Source organism: Winogradskya consettensis, from assembly GCF_018332715.1.
Taxonomy (GTDB): domain Bacteria; phylum Actinomycetota; class Actinomycetes; order Mycobacteriales; family Micromonosporaceae; genus Actinoplanes; species Actinoplanes consettensis.
Genome location: NZ_BOQP01000043.1, coordinates 177,670 through 193,885, shown reverse-complemented (window position 1 = coordinate 193,885; position 16,216 = coordinate 177,670). Strand labels below are relative to the sequence as shown.

At 70.1% G+C, this 16,216-nt stretch carries 20 protein-coding genes; 9 read left to right on the top strand and 11 right to left on the bottom strand.

The window, feature by feature from the left end:
• Positions 1-75 precede the first annotated feature (75 nt).
• Positions 76-519: a GNAT family N-acetyltransferase gene (locus Aco04nite_RS35865; protein WP_213001669.1), complete on the top strand. Its 444-nt coding sequence runs from the start codon at positions 76-78 to the stop codon at positions 517-519.
• On the opposite strand, the gene Aco04nite_RS35860 is transcribed toward Aco04nite_RS35865, so the two are convergent.
• The 4 genes from Aco04nite_RS35860 to hemG all read right to left on the bottom strand — a co-directional run bounded on the left by Aco04nite_RS35860 (position 516) and on the right by hemG (position 3,527).
• Positions 516-890 carry an Hpt domain-containing protein gene (locus Aco04nite_RS35860; RefSeq protein ID WP_213001668.1) on the bottom strand — a complete coding sequence of 125 codons (375 nt, stop codon included), beginning with the start codon at positions 888-890 and terminating at the stop codon, positions 516-518. The two genes, Aco04nite_RS35865 and Aco04nite_RS35860, sit on opposite strands and share 4 nt — an antisense overlap.
• A complete protein-coding gene (locus Aco04nite_RS35855) occupies positions 884-1,297 on the bottom strand; it encodes a response regulator (protein ID WP_213001667.1) in 414 nt (137 codons plus the stop codon). The genes Aco04nite_RS35860 and Aco04nite_RS35855 overlap by 7 nt, the downstream gene beginning before the upstream one ends.
• 122 nt (positions 1,298-1,419) lie before the next feature.
• A complete protein-coding gene (gene hemQ, locus Aco04nite_RS35850; RefSeq protein WP_213001666.1) occupies positions 1,420-2,124 on the bottom strand; it encodes a hydrogen peroxide-dependent heme synthase in 705 nt (234 codons plus the stop codon).
• Positions 2,121-3,527 carry a protoporphyrinogen oxidase gene (hemG, locus tag Aco04nite_RS35845; protein WP_213001733.1) on the bottom strand — a complete coding sequence of 469 codons (1,407 nt, stop codon included), beginning with the start codon at positions 3,525-3,527 and terminating at the stop codon, positions 2,121-2,123. Before hemG ends, hemQ begins: the two co-directional genes overlap by 4 nt.
• Before the next feature lie 167 nt (positions 3,528-3,694).
• On the opposite strand from hemG, the gene Aco04nite_RS35840 reads away from it, so the two are divergent.
• Positions 3,695-3,877 carry a hypothetical protein gene (locus Aco04nite_RS35840; RefSeq protein ID WP_203838839.1) on the top strand — a complete coding sequence of 61 codons (183 nt, stop codon included), beginning with the start codon at positions 3,695-3,697 and terminating at the stop codon, positions 3,875-3,877.
• 7 nt (positions 3,878-3,884) lie between these two features.
• Here Aco04nite_RS35840 and msrB read toward each other — a convergent pair whose 3' ends face one another.
• A complete protein-coding gene (msrB, locus tag Aco04nite_RS35835) occupies positions 3,885-4,289 on the bottom strand; it encodes a peptide-methionine (R)-S-oxide reductase MsrB (protein ID WP_213001665.1) in 405 nt (134 codons plus the stop codon).
• A 167-nt stretch (positions 4,290-4,456) separates the two neighbouring features.
• On the opposite strand from msrB, the gene Aco04nite_RS35830 reads away from it, so the two are divergent.
• The gene (locus Aco04nite_RS35830) at positions 4,457-4,933 is read left to right on the top strand and encodes an LPXTG cell wall anchor domain-containing protein (RefSeq protein WP_213001664.1); all 477 of its coding nucleotides are present in this window, start codon (positions 4,457-4,459) and stop codon (positions 4,931-4,933) included.
• Between the two features lie 67 nt (positions 4,934-5,000).
• Positions 5,001-6,029, top strand: a complete 1,029-nt coding sequence (gene ligD, locus Aco04nite_RS35825) for a non-homologous end-joining DNA ligase (RefSeq protein WP_213001663.1) — start codon at positions 5,001-5,003, stop codon at positions 6,027-6,029.
• On the opposite strand, the gene Aco04nite_RS35820 is transcribed toward ligD, so the two are convergent.
• Positions 6,016-6,471, bottom strand: coding sequence for a GNAT family N-acetyltransferase (locus tag Aco04nite_RS35820; protein ID WP_213001662.1), 456 nt, complete (start codon positions 6,469-6,471; stop codon positions 6,016-6,018). The genes ligD and Aco04nite_RS35820 overlap by 14 nt on opposite strands.
• 43 nt (positions 6,472-6,514) lie before the next feature.
• Here Aco04nite_RS35820 and Aco04nite_RS35815 point away from each other — a divergent pair, with 43 nt between their 5' ends.
• On the top strand, positions 6,515-6,973 hold the full coding sequence (locus Aco04nite_RS35815) for a potassium channel family protein (protein WP_213001661.1): 459 nt from the start codon (positions 6,515-6,517) through the stop codon (positions 6,971-6,973).
• Here the strand turns inward: Aco04nite_RS35815 and Aco04nite_RS35810 are convergent.
• Both Aco04nite_RS35810 and Aco04nite_RS35805 read right to left on the bottom strand, forming a co-directional pair.
• Positions 6,924-8,492, bottom strand: coding sequence for an alpha/beta hydrolase (locus tag Aco04nite_RS35810; RefSeq protein ID WP_213001660.1), 1,569 nt, complete (start codon positions 8,490-8,492; stop codon positions 6,924-6,926). The genes Aco04nite_RS35815 and Aco04nite_RS35810 overlap by 50 nt on opposite strands.
• Before the next feature lie 61 nt (positions 8,493-8,553).
• Positions 8,554-9,621, bottom strand: coding sequence for an ATP-dependent DNA ligase (locus Aco04nite_RS35805; protein ID WP_213001659.1), 1,068 nt, complete (start codon positions 9,619-9,621; stop codon positions 8,554-8,556).
• A gap of 70 nt (positions 9,622-9,691) precedes the next feature.
• On the opposite strand from Aco04nite_RS35805, the gene Aco04nite_RS35800 reads away from it, so the two are divergent.
• The 3 genes from Aco04nite_RS35800 (at position 9,692) to Aco04nite_RS35790 (ending at position 12,425) form a co-directional block, all read left to right on the top strand.
• The gene (locus tag Aco04nite_RS35800; protein ID WP_213001658.1) at positions 9,692-10,627 is read left to right on the top strand and encodes an SDR family NAD(P)-dependent oxidoreductase; all 936 of its coding nucleotides are present in this window, start codon (positions 9,692-9,694) and stop codon (positions 10,625-10,627) included.
• Positions 10,628-10,704: 77 nt separating this feature from the next.
• Complete coding sequence (locus Aco04nite_RS35795) at positions 10,705-11,559, top strand: MerR family transcriptional regulator (protein ID WP_213001657.1); 855 nt, start codon at positions 10,705-10,707, stop codon at positions 11,557-11,559.
• On the top strand, positions 11,559-12,425 hold the full coding sequence (locus Aco04nite_RS35790; protein WP_213001656.1) for a transglutaminase-like domain-containing protein: 867 nt from the start codon (positions 11,559-11,561) through the stop codon (positions 12,423-12,425). Before Aco04nite_RS35795 ends, Aco04nite_RS35790 begins: the two co-directional genes overlap by 1 nt.
• A 133-nt stretch (positions 12,426-12,558) precedes the next feature.
• Here the strand turns inward: Aco04nite_RS35790 and Aco04nite_RS35785 are convergent, their stop codons facing one another.
• The 3 genes from Aco04nite_RS35785 to Aco04nite_RS35775 form a co-directional block, all read right to left on the bottom strand.
• Complete coding sequence (locus Aco04nite_RS35785) at positions 12,559-13,290, bottom strand: hypothetical protein (RefSeq protein ID WP_213001655.1); 732 nt, start codon at positions 13,288-13,290, stop codon at positions 12,559-12,561.
• Positions 13,284-13,889: a hypothetical protein gene (locus tag Aco04nite_RS35780; protein ID WP_213001654.1), complete on the bottom strand. Its 606-nt coding sequence runs from the start codon at positions 13,887-13,889 to the stop codon at positions 13,284-13,286. The genes Aco04nite_RS35785 and Aco04nite_RS35780 overlap by 7 nt, the downstream gene beginning before the upstream one ends.
• A gap of 197 nt (positions 13,890-14,086) precedes the next feature.
• Entirely contained in the window at positions 14,087-14,707 is a 621-nt protein-coding gene (locus Aco04nite_RS35775) for a TetR/AcrR family transcriptional regulator (RefSeq protein ID WP_244876532.1), read from the bottom strand.
• Positions 14,708-14,975: 268 nt separating this feature from the next.
• Between Aco04nite_RS35775 and Aco04nite_RS35770 the strand changes: the two genes are divergently transcribed.
• On the top strand, positions 14,976-16,079 hold the full coding sequence (locus tag Aco04nite_RS35770; RefSeq protein WP_213001652.1) for an NADH:flavin oxidoreductase: 1,104 nt from the start codon (positions 14,976-14,978) through the stop codon (positions 16,077-16,079).
• Positions 16,080-16,216 lie beyond the last annotated feature (137 nt).

Genomic DNA, 16,216 nt, shown 5'->3' with positions numbered 1-16,216 from the left:
TCGCTCCCAAGGCTCCGGCCTCCGGTCAGAACAACGCCCGAGGATACGGGAAGTCACGCCCTTTAGAATTTTGAGATGCACCCCGAGCCCCATGACGAGATCCGTGCGGCGTCCTTTCGCGATCTCGGTGTCGTCACCCTCTACGCGATCCTGAAGCTGCGCGTCGACGTGTTCGTCGTCGAGCAGAAGTGCGCCTATCCCGATCTGGACGGCCGCGACGCCGAGCCGGGCACCCGGCACGTGTGGATCGAGCGCGGCGGCGAGATCCTGGCCTGCCTGCGGATCCTGGACGACGGCGAGGTCGAGCGGATCGGGCGTGTCGTGACGGCGCCGTCCGCGCGCGGGGGCGGGTATGCGAGTCGGCTCATCGAGCACGCGCTCGAGATCATCGGCAGCCGGCCCGGTGTCCTGGAGGCGCAAGCGCATCTGGCCGGCTTCTACGCGCGGTTCGGCTTCGAGACCGTGGGCGCTGAGTACCTCGAGGACGGCATTCCGCACGTACCCATGAAGCGCTCTTAAAGCTCTTCCGCCAGGCCCGTGCAGATCGGCTCGATCCGCTGGTAGGTGGCGCGGATCCGGTCCAGGGTGGATTGCGGGTCCGGCAGGTCGCCGGCCCGGGCGGTGTCCTCCAGGTCGGCGAGGAGCGTGCTCATGGCCTGGATGCCGAGGTTGGCCGCCGAGCCCTTGAGAGCGTGCGCCTGATCCCGCACCTGCTGGGTGTCGCCCGCGTCCAGCGCTTCGGCAAGGCCGTCGATGGCCGCCGGCGTCTTCGCAACGTACGAGGTGAGCAGCCGGACCATCAGCTTCCGTTCCGGTTCCGACGGCGCGGGTCCGCAGATCTCGTCGAGCCGCGCCTGGATACCGGCGCGGTCGGCCGCGGCGTCTACCAATCGTCCGGGGCGTCGACGGGACGCGGGAGCAGGCTCTGCACGGTGCTCGCCAGGACGTCCGGGCTGACCGGCTTCTCCAGGTACGGCGCGCCGCCCTGGACGATGCCGGAGCTGAGCGCCACGTGCCGGGGAATGCCGCTCACGTAGACGATCTTCATCCGCGGGTAGACCGTACTGACCCAGCGGGCCAGGCCGCCGGTGGTGTCGCCGGGCAGCGAGAGGTCGGCGATGAGTACGTCGATCTTGCCGGCCCGCTGCTTGCAGATGTCGGTGGCGGCGTCGGTGCCGGCCGCGGACAGCACCTCGAAACCCCGGCGCTCCAGCGAGTAGGACATGACGTCACGCACGTCGGCGTCGTCCTCGACGATCAGGACGACGGGCAGTGAACCGCTTGATGGCTTAGTCATCGCGGGCCCGACGCTAATCGGGCCCGCGGCTGCCGGGGCTCAAACCATGACTTTGTAGCCCTTTAAGGTGATTAGGGCAGGGCCTCTCTCAGGGCCGGGCCTTTCTCAGGGCGGGGCTTTTCTCAGGGCAGAGCTGCCACGATCTCGGTGACCGAGCGGCGGCGTCCGGTGTAGAACGGCACCTCCTCGCGGACGTGCCGGCGGGCGGTCGAGGCGCGCAGGTCACGCATCAGGTCGACGATGCGGTGCAGCTCGTCCGCCTCGAACGCCAGGATCCACTCGTAGTCGCCGAGCGCGAAAGACGCGACCGTGTTGGCCCGGACGTCGGGGTAGCCGCGCGCCATCTTGCCGTGCTCGGCGAGCATGAAGCGGCGCTCCTCGTCGGGCAGGATGTACCACTCGTAGGAGCGGACGAACGGGTACACGCTGATGTAGGGCCGCGGGGTCTCGTCGGCGAGGAATGCCGGCAGGTGGCTCCGGTTGAACTCGGCCGGGCGGTGCAGCGCCATCTGCGACCAGACAGGGGTGAGGTGCCGGCCCAGCGCCGTGCGGCGGAACAATCCGTAGGCGTCCTGCAGCGCGTCGGAGGTGCTCGCGTGCCACCAGATCATGATGTCGGCGTCGGCGCGCAGCCCGGACACGTCGTAGGTCCCGCGGACCGTGACGTCCTTGCCGCCGAGCTGCTCGAACAGCGCGTCGACCTCGCCTGCGAGCTCGTCGCGCAACGCGGGCAGCGGCGTCGTGGCGCGGAAGACCGACCACATGGTGTAGCGGATCGTGGCGTTGAGCTCGTTGATCCGGGCGGCATTGCTTTGGGGCTCGCTCATCGCTTCTCCAGGTATTTCAGGACGTCGTCGGCGGCCTTCTCGCCGCTGGCCACGCAGGCCGGCACCCCGACGCCGTCGAAGGCGGCGCCGGCCAGCGCGAGGCCGGGGTGGTCGTTGAGGGCCGCGCGGGCGAGGGCGACCCGGTCGAGGTGGCCGGGTGCGTACTGGGGGAGTCCGCCGCCCCAGCGCTGCACCCACGAGGCCGTCGGCTGCGGGAGCTCCGTGTCGAGGAGGTTGCCCAGCTCGGCGTGCGCGGTGGCGGCGAGCACGGAGTCGTCGTACCGGAGCCGCTCCTGCTCGCCGTCGCGGCCCAGCGAGACCCGGACGATCACCGGACCGTCCCCGGTGGCCAGATGCGACCACTTGCGAGTGAAGAACGTGGCTGCCTTGACCAGCGTGCCCTCTTCCGGCGGCACCAGAAAGCCGGAGAGCTCGGGCAGCTCGGTGCCGGGCGGCAGCGCGAACGCGGCCAGAGCGACACTGGCGTAGCCGAGCACCTCGATCTCGGCGGCCGCGGAGAGATCGACCCCGGCCAGCATGCGCGCGGCGGGGCTCGCGGGCACGGCCAGCACCACGGCGTCGACGTCGTCGGTCTGCGACATCGGCACCGGGCCCAGCAGCAGCCGCCAGCCGTGCGCGGTGCGCTGCAGCTCGCGGACCGGCAGGCCCAGGCTGATCCGGGCGCCACTGGCCGCGGCGGCAGCGCCGATCAGGCTGCTCATGCCGCCGGCGAGCGAGGCGAAGATCGGGCGGCCCGGCGCCCTGACGGACGCTGCCTGAGCGGCGCGGACGGCGCCGGCCAGGGTGTGCTCGGTACGCGCGGTGCGAGCCAGCGCGGGCATGGTGGTGGCGAGCGACAACCGGTCGGCGCGTCCCGCGTAGACACCGCCGAGCATGGGGTCGACGAGCCGGTCGGCGACCTCGGCGCCGTAACGGGTCCGGACCAGCTCGCCGACGGCGATGTCCTCACCCTCGGCGAGCAGTGGGTGGCCCTCGTCGCGGTCGGCATCGGCGGTCGGTGTCGCCACCGCGCCCAGGGTGCTCAGGTCGCCGGGGACGCCGACGAGCGTGCCGGCGGGGACCCGCTCCAGCTTGCCGCCGATCGCCAGCGCCGCCGGGATGGCCGCGGGGTGCACGAGGGAGTCGCCGAGCCCGAGGCGGCGGGCGAACCGGATCGCGGCGGACTCACCGCCGTCGGGGGAACTCATCAGCATCGACTCGGCGCCGCGCTCGACCTGGGTGCCCGCGATGTCGCCGGTGCGCAGTTTCCCGCCGAGCCGGCCGGACTGCTCGTACACGATGATCTCGGTGCCGGCGGGCGCCCGGTCGCGGATCCGCACCGCGGCAGCCAAACCTGCAACGCCGCCGCCGATGACAGCAACTCGCTTGCGAACACCGTGCAATTGCCCCACCGCCTTCAACCGAACTGAAGCGTTCTCCACACTGTCAGGTTGGCTCGTGCCCCGGTGACCGGGGTCCTTCGATGTGAGCGGCACAGCACTCACCTTGCCCGGCGAAACGATCGGCGGGGCAGGGCCGAAGGTCCCGGGTGTGCGATTACGCTGAGGTTATGGACTATCAGGTTTCCGTGACAGTCGAGCAGCTGGCCGAGTGGTACGTGCGTCTCAAGGGCATCGCGGACGCCCACCACGGGCATCCGACGGGGGAACACCTCAAGGACCTCGCGCAGGAGGTCTACGAGATGGTCCCCTCGGAGTGGTGGGCCACCCAGCCCGACGCGGTCAGATCCTGACCGTCGCCTATTTGGCGTCCAGCTTGATCGACAGGCTGTTCACGCAGTGCCGCGTGTTCTTCGGCGTCATCATCTCGCCCTTGAACACGTGGCCCAGGTGGCTGTCGCAGCGGGCGCAGCGAATCTCCGTGCGCACCATGCCGCCGCTGTGGTCGTCGATCTCCTTGACGGCTCCCGGGATGGCGTCGTCGAACGACGGCCAGCCGCAGTGGGAGTCGAACTTCGTGTCGCTCGGGTAGAGGTCGGCGCCGCACGCGCGGCACTCGTACATTCCCTCGGTCTTGGTGTTCACATACTCGCCGGACCAGGGCCGCTCCGTGCCCGCGAGGCGCAGGACGCGGAACTCGTCAGGAGTCAGGCGGACCCGCCACTCGTCGTCGGTGGTAGGGATCGTTGTCTTGTCAGTCGCCATGCATCAAAGGTACTTCGCGCCGCACTGGTAGTGCGCCGTCGCGCGTACCCACCGCCGTTGAATCCTCTGTCCGCTCTTCCCCGTGGGTCCAATGCGTGCAAAACGGACCTCAAGCGCTAAACTTCACCGGACCAATGGCACAAAACGCGACAGAACGGATTCTTCTGATGAGTTTCACGCGCCGGTTGGCCGCGGGTCTCCCCGTGGCCGGCGTCACCGCCTTCGCCGCCCTGGCTCTCACCGGAGCGCCCGCCGTTGCGGGCGACCAGGCCGCCGTCCGGGCCGCCCAGCCGGCGGTCATGCAGACGCCGTGCGCCGCCGGCGACCGGGACGACGACTGTGGGTACGCCAGCACCGCACCGGGTGCCACCGAGCCCACCCGCGGCGGCGCGGGCTACGGCAGCACCGCGCCGACCACGGCACCGACGCCGACCGCCAGCGTGGACACCGTCCCGCCGGGCGGCGAGCTCCCGACGACGTCCCCCGCGGCGACCCCGAGCTCACCCACCCCGGGTGGCGTCAGCCCGGCCGGCACCCTGCCGCTCACCGGTGCGCCGATGGGCCTCACCGTCGCCGTCGGCGCAGTCCTGATCGCCGGTGGCGTGGGCGCGGTCTACGCCAGCCGTCGCCGCCGGTCCGCCTGATCATCCGTAGCAGTACGACACGGCCGCTCTTCTGTCATGGAAGGGCGGCCGTCGTTATGGTCAGCGGATGGCAGCTTCCCGATCGCCCGCCGAAGAGATCGAGGTCGCGGGGCGCACCGTGCGCCTCAGCAGCCCCGACAAGGTCTGCTTCCCCGCCATGGGCTACACCAAGCGGGACGTCTTCGAGTACTACCTCGCCGTCGGCGACGGCATCATGCGGGCCCTGAAGGACCGGCCCACCACGCTGCAACGGTTCCCCGACGGGCTCGCGGGGGAGACGTTCTTCCAGAAACGCATCCCCACCCGCGGGGTACCACCCTGGGTGCGGACGGCGACGATCGCGTTCCCGAGCGGGCGTACGGCCGACGAGCTGTGCCCGGCCGACCTGGCGCACGTGGCCTGGGCCGCGCAGATGGGCACGATCGTCTTCCACCCCTGGCCGGTCCGGGGAGCAGCCCCCGACAACCCCGACGAGCTGCGCATCGACATCGACCCGCAGCCGGGCAACACGTTCGCCGACGTCGTCAGCACCGCCGGGGTGATCAACGAGGTGCTCGGCGACCTCGGCTGGGCCGGCTACCCGAAGACGTCCGGCGGTCGCGGCGTACACGTGTATGTGCGGATCCGGCCCGACTGGTCGTTCGTGCAGGTGCGCCGGGCGGCCATCGCGCTGGCCCGGGAGGTCGAGCGGCGCAGCCCCGACAGGATCACCACGTCCTGGTGGAAGGAGGAGCGCGGCGAGCGGGTGTTCCTCGACTACAACCAGATGGCCCGGGACCGGACGATCGCCTGCGCGTACTCGCTGCGGGCCAACGAGCGGGCCACGGTGTCGACGCCGGTCACGTGGGCCGAGCTGACCGAGGTGGAACCGGACGACTTCGATCTGCGTACGGTGCCGAAGCGGTTCGCCGAGGTGGGTGACCCGCACGCCGGCATCGACGACGTGGCGCACGACATCACGCCACTGCTGGAGTGGTCCGACCGTGACGCGGCGGCGGGCCAGGGTGACCTGCCCTACCCGCCCGACCACCCCAAGATGCCCGGCGAGCCGAAACGCGTCCAGCCCTCCAAGGACCGGGATCTCAGGAAAGACTGATTTTGAAGCCTTCGTGGGTCGCCCGGAAGCCCAGCCCGGCGTAGAAACGGTGCGCGTCCGTGCGGAGCTTGTCGGTGGTCAGCTGGGCTATGCCGCAACCGCGCTCCCGGCCGCGATCGAGCGACCACCGCATCATCGCCCGGCCCACGCCCCGCCCGCGCTGGTCGCCGCGGACCCGGACGGACTCGATCGTCATCCGCTCGGCGCCGCGGCGGCTCAGCGACGGGGTGAACGTCAGCTGGCAGGTGCCCACGATCTCGCCGCCGGACTCCACCACGATCAGGTCGTTGCGCGGGTCGGCGTCGATCGCCTCGAACGCCGCCCAGTAGGCCGCGTCGCTCTGCTCGGTTTCCCGGGCGCTGCCGATCACATCGTCGGCCAGCAGCGTCAAGATGGCCGGGAGGTCTGCTCGGGTAGCCGTCCGGAAGGTCAGTTCATCCACAAGGCCAGGATCCCAGAGCCCCTGCCCGGTGCACGATGACCCCATGCGGATAGTGCTCGCGCCGTTCCGCGGCGTCTACCGGGGACTGGTCTGGCTGGCGAACTCGCCTAGGACGCTGATCCTGTCGTACCTGCTGCTCATCATGATCTGTGGTGTTCTGTACCACTTCTTCGAGGACGACGCCTCGTTCGGCGACGCGATGTGGTGGGCCGTCGTCACCGCCTCGACGGTCGGTTACGGCGACATATCGCCGGAGACGTGGCAGGGCCGCGTGATGGCGGCCCTGCTCATCTCGATCATGGTGCTCATCGTGGTGCCGCTGATCACTGCGCACTTCGCCAGCAAGCTCATCGTCGATACGGACGCGTTCCAGCACGACGAGCAGGAGGAGCTGAAGAACAACCTGCGCCGGGTCCGTCAGCTGCTGGAGGAGCTGGCGGAGCGCGAGGGGATCACTTCGCCGGGCAGCGCAGACCCTCCTGCGGCACCTGGAGATCGATGAGGTAGCTATCGACCGCCTGGACGATGCACTTGGTGCTCGGGTACGCGGTGTGGCCCTCGCCCTCCCAGGTCAGCACGTGCCCGGTGCCCAGCATCGAGGCCAGATGGGCGGTGTTCTCGTAGGGCGTTGCCGGGTCGCCGGTGGTGCCCACGACCACGATCGGCGGGGCGCCGTTGGCTGCACCCGTCGGGTAGGGGTCGTGCTTGCCGGGCCAGAACGCGCAGCCCATCATGCCGATCGCCATGGACGCGCCGAAGAGCGGATATTTCGTACGCCACTCGCCCTGCAGCTGGCGGATCTTGTCGACGGTGAGGTTCTCGGAGGTGTCCGCGCAGTTCACCGCGTAGTTGGCGTCGAACAGGTTGGAGTAGCTGCCGTTCGTCTTGCGGTCCGCATATTGATCGGCGAGGTCGAAGACGCCGTCCGGGTCGCCGCCCTGCAGGCTCTCGATCGCGCGGGCGAGCTGGAGCCAGCCGGTCTCGGTGTAGAGCGACGAGATCACCGACAGGAACACCCAGCCCGAGGTGGCCTTGCGGCCGTCGCTGCCCGTGAGTGGTGACGCCTGCGCCTTGGCCAGCGCGTCGGTGACCGCCTTACGCGGGTCGGCCGAGATCGGGCAGCGCGCCGCGTTGGCCTTGCACCACGCGGTGAAGTTGGTGAACGCCCGCTCGAAGCCCTTGGCCTGGGTCTCGGCGGAGGCGATCCCGTCCTGCTCCGGGTCGATCGCGCCGTCCAGCACCAGGGCGCGGATCTTGTCGGGGTAGAGCTGGGCGTAGGTCGCGCCGAGCAGCGTGCCGTACGAGAAGCCGAGATAGGTCATCTTCGCGTCGCCGACGGCGGTGCGCAGTGCGTCCATGTCGTGCGCGGCCTGTTCGGTGCTGAAATTCGCGAGCTGGTCGCCGTACTTCTGACCGCAGGCGGCGCCGATCTTCTTGTTCAGATCGACGGCCTGCTGGAAAGCCGCGGCCGACTTCGGGTCGGGCTCCATCGCGAACGAGGCGTCCTGATCGGCGTCGCTGATGCACTTGACCGGGCTGGAGCGCCCGACGCCGCGCGGGTCGAAACCGATGATGTCGAACTTGTCCGTGATCTCGGTGGGCAGGCCGCCGAGGGTCTGGCCGTACGACAGGTAGACGGCCGTGTCGATGCCGGAACCGCCGGGGCCACCGGGGTTGATCAGCAGTGACCCGACGCGGGCGGTCTGCGTGTCGGACCGAATCCGGATCATGGCGACGTCGTACGTCTTCCCGCTCTGCGGGTTGTTCCAGTCCTGGGGAACGGCGACCGAGGCGCAGTCGTACGTCATGCCGCTGGCACCGCGGCCGACGAGCTCCTGCGGCACCTCGGGGCACGAGGTCCACTGGGCCTGCGTGCCGGGCACCGCGGCGGGCGCGCTGCCTCCGGGGGTGGCGGGGGCGGCACTGTCATCCTCGGGCGCGAAGACCGGCAGCGTGCAGCCGGCAGTCGCGATGACCGCGGCGGCCAGGGCAGCCAGAACCAGGCGGGGGGTACGCGGCATTTTTCCTCGCATCTCGGCGGTGTCCGCTCACGAGGCTACGCGGTGGTCGCCGCAAGCCCGGTCATCGGCTTGTCAGAACGTCCGCCAGCTGGAACCGCACCGGACGTTCGAGCTGCTCGTACGTGCAGGAGGCCGGCTCGCGATCGGGCCGCCAGCGCTCGAACTGGGCGGTGTGCCGGAACCGGAGGCCCTCCATGTAGTCGTAGCGCACCTCCACCACCCGTTCCGGGCGTAACGGCGTGAAGGAGAGGTCTTTGCCGTTGTTCCACCGGCTCACTTCATTCTTGCGCGGCGTACGCTCACCCGACTCGTGCGCCGCCCAGTTCCACGGGTGCCCCTCGAACGGCGTGACCAGGTGCTGGAGCTCCTCGAACAGCTCCTCGCGTACCTTCATCGGGAAGGCGCCGATCACCCCGACCGAGACCAGCACATCGCGCTCGTCGTAGAGCCCGAGCAGCAGCGACCCGATCCGGTTCTCCGCCGACTTGTGCACGCGGTATCCGGCGACCACGCAGTCCGCCGTACGTTTGTGCTTGATCTTGGCCATGACCCGCTTGTCCGGCTCGTAGCCGAGATCCTTGCCCTTGGCGATCAGCCCGTCCAGCCCGGCACCCTCGAACTCCTCGAACCACCGCCGCGCGGTCGCCAGATCATCGGTAGCGGGCGTGACGTAGACCGGCGGTTTCGCGTCGGCCAGCGCCGCCTCCAGCCGGGCCCGCCGCTCGGCGAACGGCCGCGTGGTCAGGTCCTCGTCGCCGAGCGCCAGCAGATCGAAGGCGACGAACCCGGCGGGCGTCTGCTCCGACAGCAGCTTGACCCGGCTCGCCGCGGGATGGATCCGCTGCTGCAGCGCCTCGAAGTCGAGCATGTTGCGCTCGGTGTCGGCCACGATCACCTCGCCGTCGATCACCGCCCGCTCCGGGAAGTTCGCCAGCACGGCCTGGACGACCTCGGGGAAATACCGGGTCATCGGCTTCTCGTTGCGGCTTCCGATCTCCACCTCGTCGCCGTCGCGGAAGATGATCGACCGGAAACCGTCCCATTTCGGCTCGTAGAGCTGCCCCGCCGGGATGTCGGTGACCGGCTTCGCGAGCATCGGCTTGACAGGCGGGTTGATCGGCAGGTCCATGCCGACAGTCTCCCTTTTTGTTCTCGAAAAGAAAGCGTTCATCGGCCACCACGCCGGGTAACCGTGGTCCATGACGTCACGTGTGGTGGTTCTGACCGGTGGTTCGAGCGGGATCGGCCGGGCCGCCGCGCTGGCGTTCGCTGCCCGCGGTGACAAGGTGGTGCTCGCCGCGCGCGGCCTCGCCGACCTGGAGAAAGTTGCGGCTGCCTGCGGCGGCGCGGCGCTGGTCGTGCCCACGGACATAGCCGTGCGCGCGGAGGTCGAGGACCTCGCCGACGCGGCGGTCGACCAGTTCGGCCGGATCGACGTCTGGGTCGACACCGCGGCCGTCATGGCGTACGGACGCTTCGAAGACCTCCCACCGCACGTCTTCGACCGGACCGTGACCACCGACCTGCTCGGCTCGGCCAACGTCGCCCGGGCCGCCCTGCGCATCTTCCGCGCCCAGGGCCGCGGCACCCTCATCCTGACGGGCTCGCTGCTCGGCCACGTGACCGTCCCCAACATGTCCGCCTACGTGACGTCGAAATGGGGCCAGCGCGGCCTGGCCCGCACCCTGCACCAGGAAACGATGGACGCCCCGGACATCCACGTCTGCCAGCTGGCCCCGGGCAGCGTCGACACACCCATCTACACCAGCGCGGCCAACTACGCGGGCTTCGTGGGCCGCCCGCCCCCGCCCGTCGACACCGCCACCCGCATGGGCGCCGCCATCGTCAGCCTCGCCGACCGCCCACGGCGCTCCATCTCCGTCGGCGCCACGAACAGGCTCATCGAATTCGGCTTCACCGCCCTCCCGCCGGTCTACGACAGGCTGGTCGGGCCCCTGATGACCCGGGTCGCCCTGTCCCGCCGCACCACACCCCCGACCGCGGGCAACGTCCTGGGCCCGGCCACCCGCACCGAAGGCGGCCCCCTGCGCCTCGGCCGGGTCGCGGTGGGCGCGGCCGCTGCCGTCGGCGCCTCGGCCGTAGTTCTTCTGGGCCGCCGCGTTTTCCGGGCCTGACTCCTCCCTTTCCTGGGCTTGACTCCTCTCTTTTCCGGGCTTGACTCTTCCCTTGGGGGAGGGTTAAGACTCGGTTCATGACCAGCGACCTGCGGGGGTTGACGATCTCGGAGTTCGGCCGGCGGGCTGGGCTCTCCGTCAAGGCACTGCGTCTCTACGAGGCCTCCGGACTGTTGCCGCCGGCTGAGATCGACCCCCAAACCGGCTATCGACGGTACGCGTTGAGCCAGCTCGACCGGGCCCGCCGCATCAGCCTGTTACGCCGCAACGACATGCCCCTGTCCATCGTGGCGGAGGTGCTCGTCGGCACGCCCACGGAAGCCGCCGACCGCCTCGACCGCTGGTGGGCGGCACAGGAGCAGGCGATCGCGGCCCGCCGCAGCAGTGTCGGGTGGCTCCGGGCACAGCTGCTCGCCACGGACCAGCTCGCCACGGATCCGCTGCTCGCCACTGACCAGGTGGAGCCGGGCTATCCGGTCCGCCTCCGCGAGGTCACCGCCGTGAAGCTGGCCTCGGTGCGCTACGAGACCGACCAGGCGGGCCTGATGGAGACGATCGAGCGGGGCGAGGCCGAGGTCCGCGCGGTGCTCGACGCCGCGGGTGCCGCAACAACGACCGAGCACTGGGTGATCTACCACAGCTTCGTCACCCCGGAGACCGCTGCACCGGTCGAGATCTGTGTGCCGTTCCGGGGCACGGCCGAGCCCGCCGACGACGTGGTGATCCGGATCGAACCGGCCCACACGCAGGCGTATGCGACGGTCGCCCGGGACGACTGCTTCTACCCGCGGATCATGCGGGCCTACGCGGCGGTCGAGTCGTTCGTCGTGGAGGCGAGTGCACCGCCTCGCGAGATCTACCTCGGTGCCTGGCACGAGATCGCCGGCACGGATCCCTTCGTCCACGTCGCCCAGCCGATCGAGGTGCCCTGATGGACTACACCCGCCAGACCGCCTACTCCGACCCGCGCGAGTTCACCGCCCTGCTCGCCGAGCTGCCGTCCGACGTGCCGTCCCTGGCCGCCGCGATCCGCAACCTCGTCGTGCACTATCGGGCGTCCGAGATCGCGTTCTCCGACGAGCGGCTCCGGGAGATCGACAGCCGCTGGGTCGACCGGCTCCTCGCCCACGACCAGGAGCGGTTCCCCGGCTCCCTGCTCGCACCCCGCCCCGAGCAGGACCGCATCGCCGGCTGTTGCCGCGACTTCACCCTGCTCAGCGTCGCCGCCCTACGCGTGCACGGCGTCCCCGCCCGCAGCCGGGTGGGCTTTGCCGACTATCTCGAGCCCGGCTTCCACAGCGACCATGTGATCACCGAGTGGTGGGACGGCACCCGCTGGCACGCCGTGGACGTCGAGTTCGATCCGGAGTGGGGGATGCCGGTCGATCCGCTCGACGTGCCGCTCGGACCCGGTGGCCTCAGGCCGGCCTCGCAGGTCTGGACGGCATACCGCCGGGGCGACATCGACGTGAACAAGTGCGGGGTGGGCGGCGCGGAGAACCCGTTACGGGGTGCCTGGTTCGTCCGCAACTATGTGCTCAACGAGATCGCCCACCGCTATGGCGACGAGTTGCTGCTGTGGGACACGTTCGGCGTGCAGTCCCTGGAGCTGGACGGCGACCTCACCCTGATCGACGAGGTCGCGGCCCTGGTGACCGCCGCCGACGCGGGGGATGCCTCGGCCGAACAGCGTCTCGAGCACCGCTACCGCAACGACCCCCGGCTCCACCCCGGCCCGACGGTCACCAGCTACTCGCCCCGGACCGAGGAGGCGGCCGAGCTGGTCCTCGCACGTTGATGGTGGCTTTGCTGGCCCGGCTCTTCTCGCCCGGCTTTGCTGGCCTGGCCTTCCTCGACCGCCGGCGTCTTTCGCCGGCAGGGTGGGCCGGCGGGCCGCCCGCCACCTGCGTGCGGTGACGGGCGGCGCCTTTCTACAGTTTGGCGGCGTCGGCGACGGCCAGTTCGAGGACCCGCGTGTAGGCGGATTCCGTCCAGCCCTGCTCGTCGAATTCCAGCCAGATGAGCTTGTCGCTCGTGACGGCCAGGAATGCCGTGATGGGGGTGTTGATGTCCTGGCTGTCGATCTCGGTGCGGTAGGCCGTGAACGGAAGGCCCCGCACCGGCTTGGCGCATTGGGCGGCGGCCTGGACGACCGGGTGCTTGGCCGCCTGGTTGTTGCCCTCGAGGGTCAGCGCGAGTTCGCGGACCTCCAGGGGGGTGACGACCTGGCCGGCCGGTTTGGCGTCCGAACCGCGGACCGTGGCCGTGTAGGAGCGCTCGACGCCCGTCGTACCGAAGATGGCGTCGGACTGCTCCGGTTTGGCGGAGATCCAGGGGAACGAGCCGGTGCAGTCGACCGGCTGCGGGGTGGTCAGCGGCGGGCCCAGCGCCGCGCAGGCGGCGGCGTCGTAGGACGCGGCGGCGTAGCCGTTGACGATGCTGGTGGTGGTCGGCCAGATCTGCTCGACCGTCAACAGCCCCGTTTTCGGCTCGTCGAGATCAGTGCGGCAGGTGGCCTTGCCGCCGGCCGCCGATCCTCCCGTCGAAGCTGACGATGCCGCCGTCGGCTTGTCCGCGATCGGATCCGAGTCGCTGGTGCAGGCCGTCAAACCTGTCAGCAGCCCGGCGACCAGCAGCCCGCGGGCGAGAGTGTCCTTTAACAAGCGATGGCCTTTGCCTTGTACTCGAACGTGCTCGAAGCGTAGGTCGTCGAGCAGGAGGCAGCGCCCTCGGCGGGGACGGCGAACGAGATCGCGGTTCCCTTGACGGGCGTGATGACCGTGCCGTTGCTGTTGCACTTGTTGCCGGTCCAGCCGCCGTTGAACTTCTTCTCGCCGTGGAAGAACGCGTACTTGCCGGCACTGACGGTCACCGTGACCGACTCGGTGCTGCTCTTGGTGGCCTCACCGGAGAGGGCCAGCTCGACGCCGACCGCCTCGCTGAACTCACCCATCACGGCGTTCGCGCTGACCGTCGTGGTCGAGCTGTAGCTGACCGACGCCTTGATGGTGGCCACCTTGCTGACGGACTTGGTCTGCGAGCCGGAACCGCCGGCGGGAATCGAGAAGTACTGGGCGTGCGTGATCGTCCGGGTCGACGACTTGCTCGTGATTTTGAGGTCCGTGGTGTTCGGCTCGCAGATGACAACAGCCTGCGGGGAGAGGTCGGAAGCCTGGGCGGGAGCGGCCGCGATGGCGCTGCCGGCAACCGAGAGGAAGACGGCCGCGAGCCCGAAGGCGCTGCGGCGGTGGTTGAGCTGCATGTGTAGTGCTCCAGTCCTGTCATGAGAGGCAGGAAAGCCCCGTGATCGCTGTTGATGATCAACAGTCACCGGGCGCATGGCAATCGTTACAGTGAACAAACCTTACCGATTGGCCCTGGCCGACTATTCCCGCTGCCCGCCAACGCTGATTTCCCAGCTCAGGCAGGGTTCGGGACAACGCCGGCCGGATTCCTGTGCTACTGCGGCAGGGGGTCGGAGTGGGTGGCGCGGAGGCCGTCCAGGGAGATGCGGACCAGGCGGTTCCAGGCGGTGCGATCGCGGGGGCGGCCGCTCTGCTGGGTGACGCGGACGGCGCAGCTGAGGGATTGGAGCATCAGGAGCAGGTCGTCGCGGGTGACGCCGGGGCGCAGCAGGCCGGCGGCGCGGGCGAGGAGTTCGTCGATGATTTCGCCGAGCACCACCGCCTCGGCCGATGGGCGCGACCAGCCGGCGGCGACGGAATCCATGATGGCGTGCTGTTTCGCGCAGCCACGGAGGGCCTGGTCGAAGAAGTCGGTGAGCGCTGTCCACGGGTCGGCGGTGGCCGCGGCGGTGCGGATCGTGGCTGACCAGATGGTGAACTGCTCGTGCAGCACCTCGGCGATCAGGTCTTCCTTCGCCGGGAAGTGGCGGTAGAGCGTGCCCATGCCCACTCCGGCCCGGCGGGCGATCTCGCGGACGTCGACCGTGCCCCCGTGCTCGTCGAGCGCACCCCGGGCCGCCTCGACGATCGCCGCCCGGTTGCGAACCGCATCCCGCCGCAACGGCCGCACCTCACCTCGCGGCGAAACCCCGCTCGGGGCATCGACGGGCCGCATCGAGGCCTCCCCCCGGGGCATCGGCAGGTCGCGTCGAGACCTCGGCCGGGGCGCCGGCGGGTCGCGTCGAGACCTCGGCAGGGGCATCGGCGGGTCGCGTCGAGACCTCGGCAGGGGCATCGGCGGGCCGCGGTGAGGCCGAGGTGGGTGCGTCGGCCTGGGCGGTCATGGGGGCGAGTCTATCGCCACATATCCGGCGGGCCGGGTGCGTGCTACGTTTTTTCGGAGCACGTGCTCCGCTTCCGTTATGCCGTGAAAGGGATCGCCCGTGAACCCGCTCTTCCGCCCGTATGACCTGGCCGGCCTGGCCCTCGCCAACCGGATCGTCATGGCTCCGATGACGCGGCAGTTCTCGCCGGGCGGGGTGCCCGGTCAGGACGTCGTCGACTACTACACCCGGCGGGCCGCGGGTGGGGTCGGGCTGATCGTCACCGAGGGCACCTACGTCGAGCACCCGTCGGCCGGCACCAGCACGAGAGTGCCGCGTTTCTACGGCGAGGACGCACTGGCCGGGTGGAAGCGGGTGGTCGACGGGGTGCACGCCGCGGGTGGTCGCATCATGCCGCAGCTCTGGCACGTCGGCGCCACGCGCAAGGCGGGTCGCGGGCCCGTCCCGGAGGCGCCGGTGACCGGTCCGTCGGGGCTCGACCTGGACGGCGCCGAGCTGCCCGGGCCCGATGCCGTGCTCAGCCTCTCCGACGTCGACGACATCATCGGCGCCTTCGCCGGCGCGGCCAAGGCTGCACGGGCGGCCGGCTTCGACGGCGTCGAGCTGCACGGCGCGCACGGCTACCTGATCGACCAGTTCCTGTGGGAGCGCACCAACCGCCGCACGGACGAGTACGGCGGCGACCCCGTCTCGCGGGCCAAGTTCGCGGCCGAGGTGACCGCCGCCGTGCGGGCAGCCGTCGGGCCGGACTTCCCGATCGTCTTCCGGATGTCGCAGTGGAAGAGCGGGGCCTACGACGCCCAGCTCGCCGAGGACCCGGAGACGCTCGAGCGGGTGCTCACCCCGTTGATCGAGGCGGGCGCTGACGCGTTCCACGCCTCGCAGCGCCGGTTCTGGCAGCCCGAGTTCGAGGGCTCGGAGCTCAACCTCGCCGGCTGGATCAAGAAGCTCACCGGCCACCCCGTGATCACGGTCGGCTCGGTCGGCCTCGACGTCGTTTTCACCGACTCGCTCGCCGGCCATGGCCAGCCCTCCCGCACCGAGATCCAGCCGCTGCTGGAGCGGCTCGAGCGCGACGAGTTCGACCTGGTCGCCATCGGGCGTTCACTGATCGCCGACCCCGAGTGGTCCAACAAGGTGCGCGACGGCCGCTTCGACGAGATCAAGGCGTACGAGAACGGGATGTTGAAAGAGCTGTACTGAGGGCGCGTTCCACAGCGGGGCGTGATCGCGGACGAGGCGCAGGGTGAGGCTGCCACGAGTGGCCTCCCCGCGCGGTATTGAATATTGCGCTGCCCGCCAGCGCCGCGCAGCTTTGTGCGGTGACTCCTGTCAAACGC

Coding starts and splice junctions, on each gene's coding strand:
- Aco04nite_RS35800 (WP_213001658.1), top strand. CDS start 9,692: ATGACGTCACGTGTGGTGGTTCTGACCGGTGGTTCGAGCGGGATCGGC.
- Aco04nite_RS35790 (WP_213001656.1), top strand. CDS start 11,559: ATGGACTACACCCGCCAGACCGCCTACTCCGACCCGCGCGAGTTCACC.
- hemQ (WP_213001666.1), bottom strand. CDS start 2,124: ATGAGCGAGCCCCAAAGCAATGCCGCCCGGATCAACGAGCTCAACGCC.
- Aco04nite_RS35775 (WP_244876532.1), bottom strand. CDS start 14,707: ATGCGGCCCGTCGATGCCCCGAGCGGGGTTTCGCCGCGAGGTGAGGTG.
- Aco04nite_RS35855 (WP_213001667.1), bottom strand. CDS start 1,297: ATGACTAAGCCATCAAGCGGTTCACTGCCCGTCGTCCTGATCGTCGAG.
- Aco04nite_RS35810 (WP_213001660.1), bottom strand. CDS start 8,492: ATGCCGCGTACCCCCCGCCTGGTTCTGGCTGCCCTGGCCGCCGCGGTC.
- msrB (WP_213001665.1), bottom strand. CDS start 4,289: ATGGCGACTGACAAGACAACGATCCCTACCACCGACGACGAGTGGCGG.
- Aco04nite_RS35830 (WP_213001664.1), top strand. CDS start 4,457: ATGAGTTTCACGCGCCGGTTGGCCGCGGGTCTCCCCGTGGCCGGCGTC.
- Aco04nite_RS35840 (WP_203838839.1), top strand. CDS start 3,695: ATGGACTATCAGGTTTCCGTGACAGTCGAGCAGCTGGCCGAGTGGTAC.
- Aco04nite_RS35865 (WP_213001669.1), top strand. CDS start 76: ATGCACCCCGAGCCCCATGACGAGATCCGTGCGGCGTCCTTTCGCGAT.
- Aco04nite_RS35805 (WP_213001659.1), bottom strand. CDS start 9,621: ATGGACCTGCCGATCAACCCGCCTGTCAAGCCGATGCTCGCGAAGCCG.
- ligD (WP_213001663.1), top strand. CDS start 5,001: ATGGCAGCTTCCCGATCGCCCGCCGAAGAGATCGAGGTCGCGGGGCGC.
- Aco04nite_RS35795 (WP_213001657.1), top strand. CDS start 10,705: ATGACCAGCGACCTGCGGGGGTTGACGATCTCGGAGTTCGGCCGGCGG.
- Aco04nite_RS35815 (WP_213001661.1), top strand. CDS start 6,515: ATGCGGATAGTGCTCGCGCCGTTCCGCGGCGTCTACCGGGGACTGGTC.
- Aco04nite_RS35780 (WP_213001654.1), bottom strand. CDS start 13,889: ATGCAGCTCAACCACCGCCGCAGCGCCTTCGGGCTCGCGGCCGTCTTC.